Raw genomic sequence first — 18,301 nt, forward strand, 5'->3', positions numbered from 1 at the left:
GGCAAAGCCCTTGGCGGCCCGCCTCAGGAAACCGGCTGCGCGACGTTCTGTCGGACCCACTCGACAATCGCCTGGGTGGTGGCGCCCGGCGTGAAGATCTTTGCGACGCCCAGCTTTTCCAACTCGGGAATGTCGCCGTTCGGAATGATGCCGCCACCGAACACGACGATGTCGCGGGCGTCGCGCTCACCGAGCAGTTCCAGCACCCGGCGGAAGAGCGTCATGTGCGCGCCGGAGAGGACGGACAGGCCGACGGCGTCGGCGTCCTCCTGGATGGCGGTTTCCACGATCTGCTCGGGGGTCTGGTGCAGGCCGGTGTAGACGACCTCCATCCCGGCGTCCCGCAGAGCGCGCGCGACCACCTTCGCGCCCCGGTCGTGGCCGTCCAGGCCGGGCTTGGCGACGACGACCCGAATACGAGAGCTCATCAGCGCACACCTTTCACCGGCTTCACGGCCTTCACCTGAACGAACGGTAACCCGGCCGAGCGAGCGCAGGAAATCCGGGCCGGGAAACGGGTCCTCGTGCCGGTCAGTGCGCGGGGCGACCAGCAGGCAGCCGGGGGAGTCCTTGCCGCTGCTCCCGGCACCGCCCGCAGTCAAGCCGGACGACTCCGCCGGACCGGTCACGCTCGGCGACGAACGGGCAGCAACGGGGGCACCGTTCAGCGCCGCGATGCATGACAATCATGGACGCAAACGGACAGATCGACACGCCAATTTGGCGGTCTAGCTTGTGGCTGGCCTGGTGGTTGGCTAACGTGTCCACGGTTGTCATCAGGTCCATGGACGGGTGACGACGCGGTCAGCGGACGTTCATCGCAGCTTCGCGAACGTCCACCGGCCGCTTCGGAACCCCGACAACGGAGGGTGTGCGTGCGCCAGCGCCTGTCGTCTGAGCCCGATAGATATCGCGGTCGTCGCCGCGTGCCCACCCCGCCGCGTAGCCGTTACGCCGCTGTCGTCACCACCGCGTTCGTCGGGGCCGGCATCGTCGCACTCGGCGCGAGCGCCCTGCCGGATGCCAAGGACGTCAGCCCGACGGTGCTCGACGAGCTCAAGCAGGCGTCGGTCACCAGTCAGGAAGCGGCGGAACGCGCGGACCACGCCGACCGCGCCTCCCGGGACAGCCGCAGCAAGGACAGCGCCGAGCCCGAGGTGTGGCTGCTGCCGCTGCAGGGCTACGACTTCAACTCCCCCTACGGGATGCGCTGGGGCAAGCTGCACACCGGCGTGGATCTGGTCGCCGGCGAGGGCACCCCCTATGTGGCGATCCACGACGGCCTGGTCACCAAGGCCGGCTGGTTCGGCGGGTACGGCAACGCCGTGATCGTCCAGCACGCCGACGGCAGTGAGGCCATCTACGGCCACTCCTCCGCGGTGAGCGTCAAGGAAGGCCAGCAGATCAAGGCGGGCGACCAACTCGGCCTGGTGGGCCAGACCGGCCACGCCTACGGCACCCACCTGCACCTGGAGATCCATGTCAAGGGCCAGCCGGTCGACCCGGTGCCTTACCTCCAGCAGCGCGGAGTGGACATCAAGCTGCAAGTCGAGGCAATTTACAGCGAGGTAGCCGCGTCCTGACGCTACGTACCGACCGTTGACCGCCCGGATCTGTCGATCCGGGCGGTTTTTCGTTGCCCGACTCGGCCCGATGTCTGCCAGGTCACAACCGGGATTGTGACCGGCGACACCCAACAGCATGATCGCTTTTCCGGATGGAGCATCGCAGAGCGGGTCATATTCGGGCACGCGGCCCACCGCCCATCGCCCGGCCGCTCGGTCCCCCTACCGGCCTCCGCTCGGCCCGACACCAGTATTTCGAGGTCAAGTGCCCCTCGACTGTGAAGGCCCGCCGTGCAGGAAGACAGCCCCGTCCAGAACGAGAACACCCCCGACACCACCACCCGGATCGAGCAGCTGCAGCGCGCCGGCCGGCGCAACCGCCTCATCGTGCTCGCGGCCGCCGCTCTGGTGGCGCTCGGTATCGGCGGCGTCGCCGTCGCCACCACCGGCAACAACCACCCGGCCCCCACCGCCGTCTCCCTCGACGCGCAGTCCCGGGTCGAGGCCGCCAGCCGGGCAGACCGTTCCGCTCGCGAGTCGAGCACCCCGGTCACCCCCTCGGCGAGCCCGACGACGAGCCCGTCAGCGGCAAGCGCCAGCCCGACACCCACGAAGACGGCCGCCGCGAAGGCCAAGCCGAAGCCGAAGAAGACCACCAAGCCCACGCCCGCCTGGGTCGACCCGATGCCGGGCGCCTCGGTCACCTCCTGCTACGGGCAGCGCTGGGGCGCCCTGCACGCCGGCATCGACCTGGCGCTGCCCTCCGGCACGCCGATCCGCGCCGCAGCCGCCGGCACCGTGACCCAGGCCGGCGACGCCTCCGACGGGTACGGCAACTCCGTCTTCATCGACCACGGCAACGGATACCTGACCCACTACGCCCACCAGAGCCGCATCGCGGTCACCGTCGGCCAGAAGGTCAAGGCCGGCCAGGTCATCGGCTACGAAGGCGCCACCGGCGACGCCACCGGCCCGCACCTGCACTTCGAGGTGCACCAGGGCATGTGGAACCAGATCGACCCCGCCCCGTTCATGCGGTCGCACGGCGTGGATCTGGGCTGCTGAGGCAGAGCGCAACAACGCCGCGCGACCGCCCCCGCGTGGTCCGCGCGCAACATCAAGGTAAGAGTGGCCTCGGCGTTGCCGGAGGCCATTCTTACCTTGATTCAGTGCGATCTCGCGGGCGGCGGCGCCGACCCAGCCGGTCGGGTCAGAGCTTGTCGACCGGGGCGTGCCGCAACACCAGCCACATGGTCTGGTCACCGAAGTCGATCTGCGCGCGGGCGCCCGGGCCGTGCCCCTCGACGGCGAGCACCCGCCCCAGCCCGTACCGCTGGTGATTGACCCGGTCGCCGGCAGACACCTTCGGCCCCTGCGGCAGCTCGCTGGCCGTGGTCAGCCGGCTGGCGTCCACGCCGAGCCGCTGGGCCAACTGGGCCGCCTTCGGCGTGCCCCCGGTGAAGGTGCCCCGCCCGCCGGGCGCCCGGTCCGCACGACCGCCGACGCCGCCGCCTCCGCCGGCCCACGAGGTGTACGACCCTTCGGTGCGCTCCCAGTGCACCAACTCGGTCGGCAGCTCCTCCAGGAACCGCGACGGCGGGTTGTAGGACGGCTGCCCCCAGGCCGAGCGGGTCACCGCCCGGGAGAGGTAGAGCCGCTGCCGGGCGCGGGTGATGCCGACGTACGCCAGCCGGCGCTCCTCCTCCAACTCGCGGGTGTCGCCCAGCGAGCGCAGGTGCGGGAAGACGCCGTCCTCCAGCCCGGTCAGGAAGACCACCGGGAATTCCAGCCCCTTCGCGGTGTGCAACGTCATCAGGGTGACCACGCCCTGGTGGTCGGGGTCGTCGGAGGGGATCTGGTCGGCGTCGGCGACCAGCGCCACCTGCTCCAGGAAGCCGGCCAGGGTGGCCCGCTCCCCCTCCTCGCCCAGTGCCTCGATCCGCTCGGTGTACTCCCGGGCCACACTGACCAGCTCCTGGAGGTTGTCCACGCGGCCGGCGTCCTGCGGGTCCAGGCTCTCCTCCAGCTCGGTGAGGTAGCCCGAGCGGGTCAGCAGCGCCTCCAGCACCTCCTCCGGGGTGCCGGTCTCGGCCAGCTCCCGGGCACCGTCGAGCAGCGCCACGAAGTCGGCGATGCCGTTGGCCGCCCGGCTCGAGATGCCCGGTGCCTCCCGGGCCCGGCGCAGCGCCGCGCCGAACGAGATCCGGTCCCGGCCTGAGAGCGCCTCGACACACGCCTCGGCGCGGTCGCCGATCCCCCGGCGAGGGGTGTTGAGGACCCGCCGCAGGCTCACCGTGTCGTCGTCGTTGACCACCGAACGCAGGTACGCCAGGGCGTCGCGAACCTCCTTGCGCTCGTAGAAGCGCACACCGCCGACCACCTTGTAGGGCAGGCCGACGCGGATGAACACCTCTTCGAAGACACGCGACTGGGCGTTGGTGCGATAGAAGACCGCGACGTCGCCGGGACGGGTCTCGTCGGCGTCGACCAGCCGGTCGATCTCGCGGGCCACCCAGTCGGCCTCGGCGTGCTCGGTGTCGGCCACATAGCCGACGATCTGCTCACCGGCGCCGGCCTCGCTCCACAGCCGCTTGGGCTTGCGGGAGGTGTTCCGGTCGATGACTGCGTTGGCCGCGTTGAGGATGGTCTGCGTGGAGCGGTAGTTCTGCTCCAGCAGAATCGTCCGCGCGTCGGTGAAGTCCCGTTCGAATTCCAGGATGTTGCGGATCGTCGCACCACGGAACGCGTAGATCGACTGGTCGGCGTCGCCGACCACGCACAGCTCGGCGGGGTCCAGCCCGTCGGTGCCGGAGACCAGCTCCTTGATCAGCGTGTACTGCGCGTGGTTGGTGTCCTGGTATTCGTCCACCAGCACGTGCCGGAACCGCCGACGGTAGCTCTCCGCGACGTGCGGGTGGGACTGGAGCAGGTGCACCGTGGTCATGATCAGGTCGTCGAAGTCCAGTGCGTGCGCCTCACGCAGCCGGCGCTGGTAGAGCGTGTAGGCCTCGGCCAACGCCCGCTCGTTGGGCCCGGTGGCCCGCGCCGCGAACTGCTCCGGGTCGACCAGCTCGTTCTTGAGATTGGAGACCTGGGCGGCCAGCCCGCGCGCCGGGTAGCGCTTCGGGTCGAGATCGAGCTCGCGGGTGACCAACTGCATCAGCCGGCGGGAGTCGTCCGCGTCGTAGATCGAGAACGTCGACTTGAGGCCGGCGTGCTCGTGCTCGGCGCGCAGAATCCGGACGCACGCGGAGTGGAACGTCGACACCCACATCAGGCGGGCCCGAGGGCCCACCAGCGCGGCGACACGCTCTTTCATCTCGCCGGCAGCCTTGTTGGTGAAGGTGATCGCGATGATCTCCCCCGGATGAACGTCCCGTGCGGCGAGCAGGTAGGCGATCCGGTGGGTGAGCACCCGGGTCTTGCCGGACCCGGCGCCTGCCACGATCAACAACGGGGAGCCGGCGTGGCTGACGGCGTCGCGCTGTGGCCCGTTCAGCCCAGCGAGCAGCTGCTGCGGATCGAGGCGCGCAGCGGCCGGCCCAGGTCGGTGCGGGCGGGCCGGCGCGGACTCCGGCGCAGGCGGGGACGCGGGAATGTCGAAGAGAGGATGCATCGCCCGACAAGTCTATGCCGCCGGCCAGACACTTCCCCTTTCGCTGCGCCGGGGTATGGGGAAGGCCTTGCGCGCCCGATGCCGACGTGGGCATACTCGACAGCGTGATCGCTGCGCGCTACTACTTTTACTATGGCACCGGGAGTCCGGCTGCCGTAGGTCGCGCCTGATCGATTCAGACCTGCTAAAGCCCCGGGCTCCTGGAGTCCGGGGCTTTTTCCGTCCCGGGTTTCGGGCACCGGGCACCCCAGTGCGAGAGGTACCCGATGATGACAGACGTGATGGAGCAGAGCGGCGGCCCGATCCGACCGAAGGCTGAGCAGCCCGGGGCGAACGGGAGCGAGCCGGCGGTGTCCGCGTCGCCCGCGGTCCAGAACGCGGGGCCGGCCGAGCCACCGACCGGCACCGAGGAGCCAGCCGCGTCCGCGCGGATCCTGCAGATCAGGGAACGGATCAACGAGATCGACCACGCGCTGATCGCGCTGTGGCAGGAGCGGGCCGGGTTGTCCCAGGAGGTCGGGGCCACCCGGATGGCGTCCGGCGGGACACGTCTCGTGCTCTCCCGGGAACGGGAGGTCCTGGAGCGGTTCCGGGTCGCGCTCGGCGCCGACGGTACCCAGTTGGCCCTGCTGCTGCTCCGAGCCGGCCGCGGCCCGCTGTGAGGCTACACCGCTAGCAGTGGGCCGCACGGCCGCTGAAGCCACGTGCGGCCCGCTGTAAGCCCGCTCCAGGTCCTGGACAGACGAAACCGCCTGCCGTCGTCGTGGTGACGGCGGCAGGCGGTTCGGTTGACTCAGGCCTCGTGGCTGGCGACGATCTCGCGCCGCTCCGCGAAGTGGCAGGCGCTCGGGTGGTCCGAGTCCCGCCGGATCTCCAGCAACGGGACCTGCTCGGCGCAGATGTCCTGCGCCTTCCAGCAGCGGGTCCGGAACCGGCAGCCCGAGGGCGGGCTGATCGGCGACGGCACGTCACCCGTGAGCCGGATGATCGTCTTGTTGTTCCGCTGCGTCGGGTCCGGCACCGGCACCGCGGAGAGCAGAGCCTGGGTGTACGGGTGCGTCGGCCGCTCGTAGATCTCGTCCTCGGTGCCGATCTCTACGATCTTGCCGAGGTACATCACCGCGACCCGGTCCGACAGGTGGCGGACCACCGACAGGTCGTGCGCGATGAAGACGTACGAGAGCCCGAACTCGCCCTGCAGCTGCTCCAGCAGGTTCATCACCTGGGCCTGGATGGAGACGTCCAGCGCCGACACCGGCTCGTCACAGACGATGATCTCGGGCCGCAGCGCGAGCGCGCGGGCGATGCCGATGCGCTGACGCTGACCGCCGGAGAACTGGTGCGGGTACCTGTTGATGTGCTCCGGGTTGAGCCCGACCAGGTCGAGCAGCTCCCTGACCTTGGCCCGACGGCTGCCCTTCGGCGCCACCTCCGGGTGAATCTCGAACGGCTCACCAAGCAGGTCACCGACGGTCATCCGCGGGTTCAGCGAGGTGTACGGGTCCTGCATGACCAGCTGGATCTGCCGGCGAAGGCGCCGCAGCGCCCCGCCGGACAGCTTCGAGGTGTCCTGGCCCTTGTAGACCACGCTGCCGGCGGTCGGCTTCTCCAGGTTCATCAGCACCCGGGCGAGGGTCGACTTGCCGCAGCCGGACTCGCCGACCACGCCGAGCGTCTCACCGGCGCGCAGGCCGAACGAGACCCCGTCGACCGCTTTGACCTGACCGACGGTCTTCTTGAACACCACACCCTGGGTGACGGGGTAGTGCTTGACCAGGTCACGGACCTCGAGGATGTTCTCAGTCACGGTTCACCAGCTCCTCGGCGAAGTGGCAGGCGCTGGCCCGGCCGCTGCCCACCTGCAGCAGCGGCGGGACCTTCTCCCGGCACACCGGCTGAGCCATGGGGCAGCGCGGGTTGAACGGGCAGCCCGGTGGGATGTTCATCAGGTTCGGCGGGAGGCCCTTGATCGTCCGGAGCTGCTGCCCCTTCTCATCCATACGCGGGATCGAGTCGATCAAGCCCATCGTGTACGGGTGCGCCGGCTTGGCGTACAGGTCGTAGACGTCGGCTTCCTCGACGATCCGGCCCGCGTACATGACCGCGATCCGGTCCGCGACGTCGGCGACAACACCGAGGTCGTGGGTGATCAGGATCATGCCCATCTGCCGCTCACGCTGAAGCTCCGCCAGCAGGTCCATGATCTGGGCCTGCACGGTGACGTCGAGCGCGGTGGTCGGCTCGTCCGCGATCAGCACCTCCGGGTCGAGCGCCAGCGACATCGCGATCATCGCGCGCTGCCGCATACCGCCGGAGAACTGGTGCGGGTAGTTGTTGAACCGACCCTTGGCGTTCGGGATCTTGACCTGGTCGAGCATGTCGATCGCGCGCTTCTTGGCCTCCGCGCGACCCATGCCCCGCCGGACCCGGAACTGCTCGGCGATCTGGAACCCGACGGTGAAGACCGGGTTCAGCGCGGAGAGCGCGTCCTGGAAGATCATCGCGATGCCCTCACCGCGGATGCGGCGGCGCTCCTCGCTGGACATGCCGAGCATGTCCTTGCCGTGGAAGCGGACCTGCCCACCGGTGACGAAGCCGGGTGGCGTGTCGAGGATGCCCATGATGGTCTGCGCCGTGACGCTCTTACCGGAGCCGGACTCGCCGAGCACGGCGAGGGTCTCCCCCGCGTCGACGTGATACGTGACCCCGTTGATGACCTTTGCGACGCCGTCCCGGGTGCGGAACTCCACCCGCAGGTCGTCGACCTCGAGCAGCCGACCGGAGGGACGTCCGGACCCGCCGGATCCCGGCGCGGACTGCTCAGACACGAGAATGTCGGACACTGGATATCCCCTAGCGGAGTTTCGGATCGAGGGCCTCGCGGACCGCCTCACCGAGCATCACGAAGCTCAGCACTGCGGTGACGAGGAACGCGGCGGGGAAGAAGACCAGCCCTGGCGCAACCCGGATGAAATCCTTACCGCCGCTGATCATGATGCCCCAGGACACCACCGGCGACTTCAGGCCGACGCCCAGGAACGACAGGGTGGCCTCGGCGCCGATGAACGAGCCGACCATGATCGTGCCGTAGACCAGCAGCGGGGCCAGGCAGTTCGGCAGCAGGTGCTTCAGGATGATCCGGCCGGTGCCGGCACCCAGGGCGCGGGCCGCGACGATGTAGTCGGCCTCCTTGGTGGCGAGCACCGAGGAGCGCATCAGCCGCATGACGACCGGCCAGCTCAGCACGATCAGCGAGACGATCACCAGGCTCATGATCTGGGCCTTGCTGTTGCCGGAGCCCGAATTGTTGAACGTGGTCAGGATGACGATCGCGCCGAGCACGAAGGGCAGACCGAAGAAGACATCGGCGATCCGGCTCAGCAGACCGTCCACCCAGCCACCGCGGTAGCCGGCGATGATGCCCATGGCTCCACCGACGAGCAGGGTGCCGATCACGGAGAGCACGGCGACGATGATGGAGGCCCGCGCACCGTAGATGGTCCGGGCGTAGACATCGCGGCCCTGCACGTCGTAGCCGAACCAGCCATCGGCGGACGGCTTCTTGAGGCTGTTCGTCAGCGATCCGTTGACGGCGTCGCCGGGCGCGAACAGCGACGGGAAGGCCGCCATCAGAAGGAAGATCACGATCAGGGTGACCGAGATCCAGAACAGCGGCTTGCGCCGCAGGTCCCGCCAGGCGTCACCGAGCAGGCCACGCGGCTTCTCGTTGCTCTGCGGCTGGCCTGCGGCGGGGGCGGCGGATTCCGTCGGCTGCGCGGCAGGGGTACTGACGATCGATGCGGTACTCGGGTCACTCATAACGAATCCTCGGGTCCAAGGCGGCGTAGAGCAGGTCAACCAGCAGGTTCATCACGAGATAGACCAGCACTAGGACGACCACGATGCCCACCACGGTGGCGCTTTCCTTGGTCACGATCGCGCGATACACCGAGCGGCCGATCCCGTTGATGCCGAAGATCCCCTCGGTGACGATCGCGCCGCCCATCAGGGCGCCGAGGTCGGTGCCGAGCAGGGTCACCACCGGGATGAGCGAGTTGCGCAGCAGGTGAACGCCTACCACCCGGCGCATCGGCAGGCCCTTGGCGATGGCAGTACGCACGTAGTCCGCGCGACGGTTCTCCGCGATGCTCGTACGTGCCACCCGGGCTATGTACGCCACTGACGCGCTGCCGAGCACGAAGCCCGGCACGATCAGCTCGGACCACCGCATCTCGGAGGAGACGGTCGGCTTGACGATGTGCCACTGCACACCCAGCAGCCACTGGAGCACGAAGCCGACCACGAAGACCGGAAGCGCGATCAGGAAGAGGGTGGAGACCAGGACCAGGTTGTCCAGGAAGCCGTTGCGCCGCAGACCGGTCAGCACGCCGGCGCCGAGGCCGATCACGGCCTCGATGGCGAGCGCCACCAGGGCCAGCTTCAGCGTGTTCGGGTACGCGGTCGCGATGATGTCGCTGATCTCTTGCTGCGAGAAGGTCTGACCGAAGTCACCCTGGACCAGGTTCTTCATGTAGTTGGCGTATTGCACGAAGACGTTCTGGTCCAGGTGGTACTTCTCGGTCATGAAGGCGATGTACTGGTCCGGGCAGCGACGCTCGCCGCACTTTCCTGCAAACGGGTCGCCGGGGACAGCCCAGACGAGCCAGTAGATCAGGAACGTCGTACCGATGAAGACCGGCACGAGTTGCAGCAGCCGTCTCAACAGATAACGGCCCATGGGGTGGTCCTCCAGACAGGGGGCGCGTCGGACGGCCGACACGGTGGTGACAACGTGCGAGTGGAGTGTTGTAACACCCCCTCGCGGAACGGCCCCGGGTCGGGCTCACCGGATATGGCGAGCCCGACCCGGGGTCAGACCGTTCGGATCAGAGCTCGACCGAGGTGATGTCGAGCTCGCCGACGTTGTTCAGCTCGAGCTTCTTGATCTTCTCCGAGTGGCCAGACTGCTGACCGTAGAAGTAGATCGGGATGCTCGGAACGTCCTGGTCGACCTTCTCGACGGCCTTGGAGAACGCCTCGTGCGAGGCCTCCAGGCTCGGCGCGGCGCTGGCTTCCTTCGCCAGGGCGTCGACCTCCTTGTTGCTGTACAGGCCGTCGTTCGAGGAGCCACCCGTGACGTAGAGCGGGTTGATCCAGTTCTCGACGTCCGGGTAGTCCTGCTGCCAGGCAGCGCGGTACGGGCCCTTCATCGCGTGGGCGTTGACGTTCTGGCGGAAGACCGCGAAGGTCGGCACACCCTCGGCCCGAGCGTTGATGTTGAGGTTGGTCTTGATCTGCTGCGCAACGGCGTCCATCCAGTCCCCGTGGCTGGAGTCGGCGTTGTAGTAGAAGACCATCTCACCGGTGAAGCCGCCGGCCTCGGCCAGCAGCGTCTTGGCCGTGGCCGGGTCGAACTTGCAGGCGGTGCAGTTGCCCGGCTTGGCGCCCGGGGTCAGCGGGTTCGCCCAGCTGTCGGCCGGCTTGCGGGTGCCGAAGAAGATCTTGTCCGAGATCTCCTGCCGGTTGATCGCCAGCGACACGGCACGACGCAGCTTCGCGTTCTGGAAGCGCTTGTCGTAGAACGGGAACGCGATCAGCGCGGTCGACGGCGTGACGGTCGACAGGCCCCGCTCACCGAGGTCGGTCTTCCACTTGTCACCGGCGAGCGCCGAGGTGGGGACAACCTCCATGAAGTCGAGGTTGTTCGCCAGCAGGTCGGCGTAGGCGGCCGTCTCGTCCTGGTACAGCTTGAGGTCGACGTCCTTGATCTTCATCTTGTCGCGCAGGTTGTAGTCGTCGAAGCGCGTCAGCTTGATGAGGACGTTGTCGCTCCACGACACGAACTTCACCGGGCCGTTGCCGATCGGCTTCTTGCCGAACTCCTCGGGCTTCATGGTGAAGAAGGCGTCCGGCAGCGGCATGAAGGCGCTGTAGCCGAGCTTGGTCGGGAAGACCGCGGTCGGCGCTGCCAGGGTGACCTCGAAGGTCTGGTCGTCGACGACCTTCAGGCCGGACAGCTTCTCAGCCGTCGGCGCCGGGGCCTTCTTCGGGCCGTCCGGGCCGTCCGGGTCAGACGTGTAGGTCTGGTCGAAGCCCGCGATGTCCGCGAAGAAGGTGCCGTTCTGCGCGCCGTTCGGCGAGTAGGCGGCCCAGTTCCAGGCGTCGACGAAGTTCTTCGCCTTCACCTCGGTACCGTCGTGGAACTTGGTACCCTTCTTGATCTTGATGGTGAAGACCTTGGAGTCCGTCGTGGTGATGGACTCGGCCAGCGCGTTGCGCGGGGCCCCACCGTCGTTCGGGTACTCGACCAGGCCGGTCCACAGCCAGTCGACGACCTTGCCACCGCCGGTCTCCGTGGTGTTCGACGGAACCAGCGGGTTCTCCGGCTGGACACCGTGGACGACAATCGCGCCGTCCGCGCCGGCGCCAGTTTCGCCGTCGCCACCGCTCGAGCAACCGCTCGCGACAAGCGCGGCAGCCGCGCTGAGCGCGATCGCGCTCGTCGCCCGCTTCGAGACTCTCATTCCGAGGGGCCTCCTCTTTCTAACCAGGTTCCGTCGTGGGTTTCACGCACGTTTGGGGGTGACACCGCCCGACCACCCCGGGGCGCGGGTCGCCGGGACCACAGGGAAGTTGGGGACACCCCTGATGTTCCGATCCGCCGGGCTCCCCCGCCAACGAGGCGCGACACGACGCAGAAGGCACGGCCACGAACCGTCGTGATCGACGAGGACATGGGCATGGGCCGTACGGAGTGCCACACACCGATGGTGAGGTGCTGCCACTGTGACACCCACTGGCCGCTTCCGTGAAGGTGCCGTTATCAAGCCGTTAGTTGCCCGCCACGTTGCCGATACTTGAAAAATGATCATAAAGCGGTCGAGGTGGGCAGCTCTGACCAGGAAATACGTTTGCGCACCCGAGCACCCAGGCTCCGCCCGGACTCAAGCCCGGTGCGCCACCCGGGTCCCACTCCTGTCCAATAAGACGTCCGTCAGCGTTCGCGTTTCGACCCATCCGGACAGGTCGACTACGGCCCTACGGGCACGATCACCGACTGGGTGGGGGAGGGTGCGGAGATCACTTGTCTGATCACTCAGCCAGCGCGACGCGACGTCACACGAGCCGGCGATCGGCCGCCCAGCGGGAAAGCTCGTAACGGTTGGACATCTGAAGCTTGCGCAGGACGTTCGACACGTGCGTCTCCACCGTCTTGATGGAGATGAACAGCTCCTTGGCGATCTCCTTGTACGCGTACCCCCGGGCCAGCAGCCGCAGCACCTCCCGCTCACGGTTGGTGAGCTGATCCAGCTCGGGGTCTGCCACCGGGGCGTCCGGTCGGGCTGCGAAGGCGTCCAACACGAACCCGGCCAGCCGTGGGCTGAACACCGCGTCCCCGTCCGCCACCCGGCGGATCGCCGCGGCGAGCTCATCCGGGGAAATGGTCTTGGTGACGTAACCCCGGGCACCGGCACGGATCAACCCGATCACGTCCTCGGCCGCATCGGAGACGCTCAGCGCCAGGAACTTGACCTGCGGGTGGGTACGCCGCATCGCCTCCAGCACCGCGCGTCCGCCGCCGTCGGGCATGTGCACGTCGAGCAGCACCACGTCGGGTCCGACAGCGGCGATCCGGGTGACCGCCTCGGCCACGGTGCTCGCCTCGCCCACCACCTCGACGTGGGCGCCCAACTCCGCGCGCACCCCCGCCCGGAACATGGCGTGATCGTCCACCAGGAACACCCGCAGCCGCTCGGGGCGGGCATCCGCCTGGTCGAGGTGCTCGGTCGACTGCTCGGCCATGGTCATCTGTTCCTCTCCGCTGCGGACGAGTCCCGGGAGATCGGCAGGATCAACCGGACCTCGGTCCCCTCCCCCGGGCCGGACCGGATTTCGGCCCGTCCGCCGTGCCGCTTCATCCGCCCGATGATCGAGCCGCGTACGCCGTGCCGGTGGTCCTCCACGGTATCCGGATCGAAGCCCTTCCCCCGGTCCCGGACGAAGACGCTGACCTGATCGGGCTCCACCTCGGCGTAGAGCGACACGGTCTGCACGCCGGCATGGCGTGCCGCGTTCACCAGTGCCTCCCGCGCGGCCGCGACCAACGCCCCGACCTTCTCGTCGGTCTCCCGGTCTCCCACCACCACCGCCTCCACCGTGATGGCGTAGGTGTCCTCGACCTCGGCGGCGGCCTGCTCCAGCGCGGCGGCGAAACGTTCGCTCGGCGACGCGGTGGGCTTGTAGAGCCAGTTGCGCAGCGACCGTTCCTGCCCTCGGGCCAGCCGCTGCACCATCTTGACGTCGCCAGCGTTGCGTTGGATCAGTGCCAACGTGTGCAGCACCTGGTCGTGCACCATCGCGGCCAACTCGGCGCGCTCCTGCTCACGGATGCGCCCCTCGCGCTCCGAGCGGAGCTGGCTGTACGTCCGCCAGAGCACTGGCGCGGCGACCACGCCGACGCCTGCCAGCCCGACCAGCGCGAAGATCACGCCGTTGATCACCGCATCGAAGTTCTGCGCTGGCGAGTAGACGGCCGCGACGCCGATGATGCCGACCGCGACCAGCACTCCCCCGCCGATGAAGCGGAGCACGAACGCCCGCCGGTCGCTCTCCTCGACGACCGCGCCGAGCCAGGGCACCGGCATCGCCTCACCCCACTGCCGCCGCCGCTCCGGCGCGGACTGGTGCCAGATGACCCCGGCGCCGACCGCGATGATGGCCACCAGCCAACCCGCGGTGCCGGCCGCACCCACCGAATCGAAGACCATCACCTGGATCAACAGGACACCGAGCCCGATCCCGACGAACGGCAGGAGTTGGGCGACGTCACGCCGGGGCGGCACCCCGGTGTCACCGGGCCGCAGCGGCACCACCGCCCAGAAGGCCGCGTAGAGCAGCAGGCCGAGCCCGCTCAGACCGAGCAGCACCATGAACGCGACGCGCACCCGCAGCACCGAAATGCCGAGATGGTCGGCGATGCCGGCGGCGACGCCGGCGGCCATCCGGTGCTCGGGGGCGCGGTAGAGGCGCGGGGGCGGAGTCACGGTGCTGATCGGAGGCTCCCAGGTGACGGTGGCGGGTTGGTCGAGGTCGGTGATCCGATCGTCACACGCTGCGCCGCCCACGACCACGGGGAGGCCCCCGACATTCCGGCCGCCGTATCTCAGGGTGGGGTCAGGGTCGGGTCCTGAGGTCGCTCGGGTTCACCTGGCAGCAGTATCGAAGCATGACCGAGGAAGCTGCCCCGCCGCCCCGACCGGGGTCGGCACAGTCGGGCGGTTCGACACCGCCCCCGCCAGCCGCGACGCCCACCCAATGGACCGAGCCCACCACGTTCGGCCCGCACACCGGCCCCGGCCCGGCCGCCGACGGCACACCAGCCGCCGGCTACGGTCCGCCCGCCCACGGCCCGGCTGCGGGATTCGCGGCCGGCACCGGCTACGGCGCCGGCGGGGCTGGGGGCACACCACCTGGGCAGGGTGGTCCCGGTCCGTCCGTGCCGCCACCGCCGCTGGGCGGCGCTGGTTTCACCTCGCGGTACGGGCTGGTCCGACCGCGTGAGGGGCGGTATCTGGCCGGCGTCTGCGCGGCGATCGGACGAGCCACCAACACCGATCCGGTCCTCTGGCGGGTGCTGCTCGCGGTGCTCGGGTTCTTCGGGGGCATCGGCATCCTGGTGTACGTCGCCGCCTGGTTGATCATCCCGAACGAGGGCGACACCGCGTCCCCGGTCGAGTCCATGCTCGGGCGAGGCCGCTCCAGCATGTCGCCGGTGACCGTGATCGTGCTCGGCATCCTGGTCGCGGCCAGCTTCGGCTACATCGTCACCGACGCCTTCCGCGCGGTGCTGCTCGGCGCGGCCATCCTGGTCGCCGGCGCGCTGCTGCTCAACCGGGACAGCCGCAACAACCCACAGGCGGGCCCCCCGGGTGGGCCGGCACCGTCCGCACCGTCCGGCACCCCGCCGGGTCCGGTACCGCCGGTGACCTGGCCCGCACCGTCGTACGGCGCGGTCCCATCGACCGGTCCGCTGCCGACCGCGCCGATGGCCAGCGGTGGTCCGGCGTACGCCACCGCGACGACGGGGGCGCCGCCCACCCTCACCACCCCGGCGTACGACGTGCCGCCGACCGCCGTGCCGCAACCGTCCGCCACGACGCAGCCGATGTCCGACATGGGCCGGGTGTCCGGGCAACCGGCCGGCTCGACGACTGTCGGGGCAGGCTGGCCGGCACCCACCACGGGCTGGCCGAGCACCAACACGCCCAGCGCCGGGTGGCCGTCGGCACCGGTGACCGGTCCACCCGCTGCCCCGCCCAGCTATCCGACCGCCGCGCCGTCATCCGGATACCGTCCCCCGTTCGCGCCGCACGGCCCGTACGCCTCGCCGGCCCCGGCCGCCGCCCCGCCGCCCAAGCCACCGAAGCCGCCGAAGCGCCCCCGGGAGCGTTCGCCACTCGGCGCGGTGACCTTCTCGCTGATCTTCCTGGTCCTCGGTGTGGTCGCCCTGCTCGACCTGCTGGACGTCTTCGCCATCAGCGCCTCGGCGTACTTCGCGGCCGCGTTGGCCACGATCGGGCTGGGACTGCTGGTCGGCACCTGGTTCGGGCGGGCCCGCTGGCTCATCGCGCTTGGCCTGGTGACCGCAGCGGCGCTGGGCACGGCCACGGTCGCCGAGTCCTACGACCGGATCCGCGGGGTCGACGGCGCGGTGACCTGGGCACCGACGGACTACCGCGACCTCGCCGACCGGTACGAGAACAGCTTCGGTGACGCCGTGCTCGACCTGCGGGGGATCGACTTCGCGAAGCGGGAGAGCCAGGTGACGGTCGCGGTCAACTTCGGCAAGGCGACCGTGGTCGTGCCGCCGAACGTGGACGTCACCACGGTGGCCGACGTCAACGCTGGCGACGCCACCATCTTCGGCAACCGATCCGGCGGGCTGGACGGCCGCCTGCAGGAGAGCACCGACCTCGGCGTCGACGGTGCCGGCGGCGGGAAGCTGCGCCTGTACATCCATGTCAATGCTGGCAACCTGGAGGTGACCCGGTGAAGGCTCACCGCACGGATCTGGTGTCGTTCGCCTTCGGGCTCGTGTTCCTGGCGCTGTCCGCCTGGTGGTTGCTCGGCCAGATACTCGGGCTCGCGCTACCTGCGGTCGGCTGGTTCCTGGCCAGCGCACTGATCCTGATCGGCGTCTTCGGGCTGGTCGGTGCGCTGCGCTCCGGTCGATCGGGCCGGCCGGAGCAGACCGCCGAGGCCGGCGCCGCCGAGGCCGTCACGCCGGTTTCCGCTGCGTCCGCGCCGACCTCCGGTGCCGCCGCGCCGACCTCCGGTGCGGCTCTGCCAGCCTGGGAGGCCCAACAGTCCACCTGGGACGCTCCCCTGCCGGGATCGACACCCGAGACGTCGACCACGGAGGTACGAGCGCCGGAGGCACCGACCGACGTGATCCACCCGGCCTGGCTCGCTCACCCGCCGTCGGAGCCGCAGACCGCCCCGGTCCCCGGCCAGCCCGACGAGCCGACCATCGGAACTTTCCGAGCGACGCCGGTGGAGGGGGATGAACCGACCCGGTCCGATCATCCGGTCGAGGCGGTCGACGACGAACCGGGCAACGAGCGGGAGGGTCGGCGCGGGGAGGTCTGACGTCGAGCGCCCGGCCCGCGTCGGCCTACTCCACCGCCACGGCGGTGCGGCTGGCGCGGACGGGCGCATATGCTGGCCGGTGGAGATCTCGCCTCCGCCGGCCGGTCCGTCCCGCCATGGCGGTCCCGCCGCGATTCCCGTCTCTACCCCCGTCAGGAGCCCGCCCGACATGACCCAGTCCCCCGCCGTGCGTACCACCGGTCGGTCCGGTCCGGTCCGCATCGGCGAGCGAGCCGCCCGTACCCTCGTCTCCGAACTGGCCCGGATCAACGACCCCAAGGCCGCCCTGCTGGTCGGGGTGGGCCCGGAGTCCGCGGTGCTGGCCGCGGCGATCGAGGCGCTGCTCCCCGGTGACCGGCTCACCGTGGTGCCCGCCGAGCCGCTCGGCGCTGCCGCGCTCCGCGCGCACGTCACCGCCCAGGGCGGCTGGGTGGCCGACCGGGTGAGCGTCATCGACTCCCTGGCCGAGGCCAAGGCCGAGGCCGCCGAGGTCGTCATCGCCGGCGAGGTGTTCAGCGGCACCACCGAGGAGACCCGCAGCGGCATCGAGGGCCTGGCCAAACACCTGTCCGACGGTGCCGTGCTGAGCGTGGCGACCATCGCCACGCCCGGCCGGACCACCGGTGCCGCCGCCGAGCTGGCCCGGCAGGACGCCCTCTACGGCGTGGGCGCCGACCTGGTGCTGCGCAACAACCCACCGGTACGGGTCTACCGACTGCGCTTCACCCCCGCCAGCCCCGCCACGGCCGACAGGTTGACCCCCGCGCACCGGCCGTCGAGCGTGCCGCTGACCCGCGGCATGCACATCGACTCCAACGGCGTGGCCGCCGCCGGCATCGCGCTGGGCCTCGCGGCACTGACTCGGGTGGCGCGTCCCTCCTCCAAGCTCTGGCTACTGCCGGCGCTGGCCGCCGGGCCGGTCGCCGCGTTCTTCCGGGATCCAGAGCGGGACGTGCCGGAAGACCCGACCGCCGTCGTCGCCAGCGCGGACGGAAAGGTCCTGTCGGTGCAGCGCCTGCACGACGAGCGTTTCGGCGACGGCGAGTGGCTGCGGGTCGCGGTCTTCCTGTCGGTGCTGGACGTGCACGTCAACCGTGCCCCGGTCGCCGGCAAGGTGGTGGACTACTTCGTCGCCGACGGCGGATTCGTCAACGCCATGAAGCCGGACGCCGAGCACAACGTGGCGGCGTACACCGTGCTGGACACCGCTCGTGGCACCGTGGTGGTCGCGCAGCGCACCGGGCTGATCGCCCGCCGGATCGTCCAGCGCGCGCCGATAGGCGCACTGCTGGCCAAAGGCGAGCGCTTCGGGTTGATCCGATTCGGCTCACGGACCGACGTCTACCTCCCGGCCGAGGCTGCGGACCCGCTGGTCGGGCCGGGCGACAAGGTGGTCGGCGGGTCCACGGTCATCGCCCGCTGGCGCTGACCCACAAACGCAGAACGGGGCGCCGCTGTCCGCGACGCCCCG

14 protein-coding genes and 1 pseudogene are annotated in these 18,301 nt (G+C 69.8%); 6 read left to right on the plus strand and 9 right to left on the minus strand.

Going from position 1 to position 18,301, the window contains the following annotated elements:
- Nucleotides 1–23 precede the first annotated feature (23 nt).
- Entirely contained in the window at nucleotides 24–428 is a 405-nt protein-coding gene (gene icmB / locus JOD64_RS10090) for a coenzyme B12-dependent isobutyryl CoA mutase small subunit (RefSeq protein ID WP_030491849.1), read from the minus strand.
- 447 nt (nucleotides 429–875) lie between these two features.
- Between icmB and JOD64_RS10095 the strand changes: the two genes are divergently transcribed.
- Both JOD64_RS10095 and JOD64_RS10100 read left to right on the plus strand, forming a co-directional pair.
- Nucleotides 876–1,583, plus strand: a complete 708-nt coding sequence (locus JOD64_RS10095; protein WP_204942003.1) for a M23 family metallopeptidase — start codon at nucleotides 876–878, stop codon at nucleotides 1,581–1,583.
- A gap of 273 nt (nucleotides 1,584–1,856) precedes the next feature.
- Nucleotides 1,857–2,630, plus strand: coding sequence for a M23 family metallopeptidase (locus JOD64_RS10100; RefSeq protein ID WP_204942004.1), 774 nt, complete (start codon nucleotides 1,857–1,859; stop codon nucleotides 2,628–2,630).
- A gap of 145 nt (nucleotides 2,631–2,775) precedes the next feature.
- On the opposite strand, the gene pcrA is transcribed toward JOD64_RS10100, so the two are convergent.
- Complete coding sequence (gene pcrA / locus JOD64_RS10105; protein WP_204942005.1) at nucleotides 2,776–5,181, minus strand: DNA helicase PcrA; 2,406 nt, start codon at nucleotides 5,179–5,181, stop codon at nucleotides 2,776–2,778.
- Nucleotides 5,182–5,447: 266 nt separating this feature from the next.
- Here pcrA and JOD64_RS10110 point away from each other — a divergent pair, with 266 nt between their 5' ends.
- Complete coding sequence (locus tag JOD64_RS10110) at nucleotides 5,448–5,843, plus strand: chorismate mutase (RefSeq protein WP_204942006.1); 396 nt, start codon at nucleotides 5,448–5,450, stop codon at nucleotides 5,841–5,843.
- Between the two features lie 131 nt (nucleotides 5,844–5,974).
- Here the strand turns inward: JOD64_RS10110 and JOD64_RS10115 are convergent, their stop codons facing one another.
- The 7 genes from JOD64_RS10115 to JOD64_RS10145 form a co-directional block, all read right to left on the minus strand.
- Entirely contained in the window at nucleotides 5,975–6,988 is a 1,014-nt protein-coding gene (locus JOD64_RS10115; protein WP_204942007.1) for an ABC transporter ATP-binding protein, read from the minus strand.
- Entirely contained in the window at nucleotides 6,981–8,009 is a 1,029-nt protein-coding gene (locus tag JOD64_RS10120) for an ABC transporter ATP-binding protein (protein WP_204946003.1), read from the minus strand. The genes JOD64_RS10115 and JOD64_RS10120 overlap by 8 nt, the downstream gene beginning before the upstream one ends.
- A 25-nt stretch (nucleotides 8,010–8,034) precedes the next feature.
- Nucleotides 8,035–9,000: an ABC transporter permease gene (locus JOD64_RS10125; RefSeq protein WP_204942008.1), complete on the minus strand. Its 966-nt coding sequence runs from the start codon at nucleotides 8,998–9,000 to the stop codon at nucleotides 8,035–8,037.
- Nucleotides 8,993–9,919 (minus strand): ABC transporter permease, encoded by a 927-nt coding sequence (locus JOD64_RS10130; RefSeq protein ID WP_204942009.1) that lies wholly within the window; start codon nucleotides 9,917–9,919, stop codon nucleotides 8,993–8,995. The genes JOD64_RS10125 and JOD64_RS10130 overlap by 8 nt, the downstream gene beginning before the upstream one ends.
- A 148-nt stretch (nucleotides 9,920–10,067) precedes the next feature.
- Nucleotides 10,068–11,705 carry a peptide ABC transporter substrate-binding protein gene (locus JOD64_RS10135; protein WP_204942010.1) on the minus strand — a complete coding sequence of 546 codons (1,638 nt, stop codon included), beginning with the start codon at nucleotides 11,703–11,705 and terminating at the stop codon, nucleotides 10,068–10,070.
- A gap of 592 nt (nucleotides 11,706–12,297) precedes the next feature.
- On the minus strand, nucleotides 12,298–12,984 hold the full coding sequence (locus tag JOD64_RS10140; protein ID WP_204946004.1) for a response regulator: 687 nt from the start codon (nucleotides 12,982–12,984) through the stop codon (nucleotides 12,298–12,300).
- Nucleotides 12,985–12,986: 2 nt separating this feature from the next.
- Nucleotides 12,987–14,225 carry an ATP-binding protein gene (locus JOD64_RS10145; protein ID WP_204942011.1) on the minus strand — a complete coding sequence of 413 codons (1,239 nt, stop codon included), beginning with the start codon at nucleotides 14,223–14,225 and terminating at the stop codon, nucleotides 12,987–12,989.
- A gap of 182 nt (nucleotides 14,226–14,407) precedes the next feature.
- Here JOD64_RS10145 and JOD64_RS10150 point away from each other — a divergent pair, with 182 nt between their 5' ends.
- The 3 genes and pseudogenes from JOD64_RS10150 to JOD64_RS10160 all read left to right on the plus strand — a co-directional run bounded on the left by JOD64_RS10150 (nucleotide 14,408) and on the right by JOD64_RS10160 (nucleotide 18,259).
- The gene (locus tag JOD64_RS10150) at nucleotides 14,408–16,234 is read left to right on the plus strand and encodes a PspC domain-containing protein (RefSeq protein ID WP_204942012.1); all 1,827 of its coding nucleotides are present in this window, start codon (nucleotides 14,408–14,410) and stop codon (nucleotides 16,232–16,234) included.
- Nucleotides 16,231–16,488, plus strand: a pseudogene (locus JOD64_RS33755) (hypothetical protein); the annotation flags it as partial. The gene JOD64_RS10150 and the pseudogene JOD64_RS33755, both read left to right, overlap by 4 nt.
- A gap of 511 nt (nucleotides 16,489–16,999) precedes the next feature.
- Complete coding sequence (locus tag JOD64_RS10160; RefSeq protein ID WP_204942013.1) at nucleotides 17,000–18,259, plus strand: phosphatidylserine decarboxylase; 1,260 nt, start codon at nucleotides 17,000–17,002, stop codon at nucleotides 18,257–18,259.
- The last annotated feature ends 42 nt before the right edge of the window (nucleotides 18,260–18,301 follow it).

The organism is Micromonospora luteifusca (assembly GCF_016907275.1).
GTDB lineage: Bacteria > Actinomycetota > Actinomycetes > Mycobacteriales > Micromonosporaceae > Micromonospora > Micromonospora luteifusca.

Excerpts from the sequence above, each read along its gene's own strand:
- JOD64_RS10130 (WP_204942009.1), bottom strand. The coding sequence starts at position 9,919 with ATGGGCCGTTATCTGTTGAGACGGCTGCTGCAACTCGTGCCGGTCTTC.
- JOD64_RS10135 (WP_204942010.1), bottom strand. The coding sequence starts at position 11,705 with ATGAGAGTCTCGAAGCGGGCGACGAGCGCGATCGCGCTCAGCGCGGCT.
- JOD64_RS10110 (WP_204942006.1), top strand. The coding sequence starts at position 5,448 with ATGATGACAGACGTGATGGAGCAGAGCGGCGGCCCGATCCGACCGAAG.
- JOD64_RS10140 (WP_204946004.1), bottom strand. The coding sequence starts at position 12,984 with ATGGCCGAGCAGTCGACCGAGCACCTCGACCAGGCGGATGCCCGCCCC.
- pcrA (WP_204942005.1), bottom strand. The coding sequence starts at position 5,181 with ATGCATCCTCTCTTCGACATTCCCGCGTCCCCGCCTGCGCCGGAGTCC.
- icmB (WP_030491849.1), bottom strand. The coding sequence starts at position 428 with ATGAGCTCTCGTATTCGGGTCGTCGTCGCCAAGCCCGGCCTGGACGGC.
- JOD64_RS10160 (WP_204942013.1), top strand. The coding sequence starts at position 17,000 with ATGACCCAGTCCCCCGCCGTGCGTACCACCGGTCGGTCCGGTCCGGTC.
- JOD64_RS10125 (WP_204942008.1), bottom strand. The coding sequence starts at position 9,000 with ATGAGTGACCCGAGTACCGCATCGATCGTCAGTACCCCTGCCGCGCAG.
- JOD64_RS10150 (WP_204942012.1), top strand. The coding sequence starts at position 14,408 with ATGACCGAGGAAGCTGCCCCGCCGCCCCGACCGGGGTCGGCACAGTCG.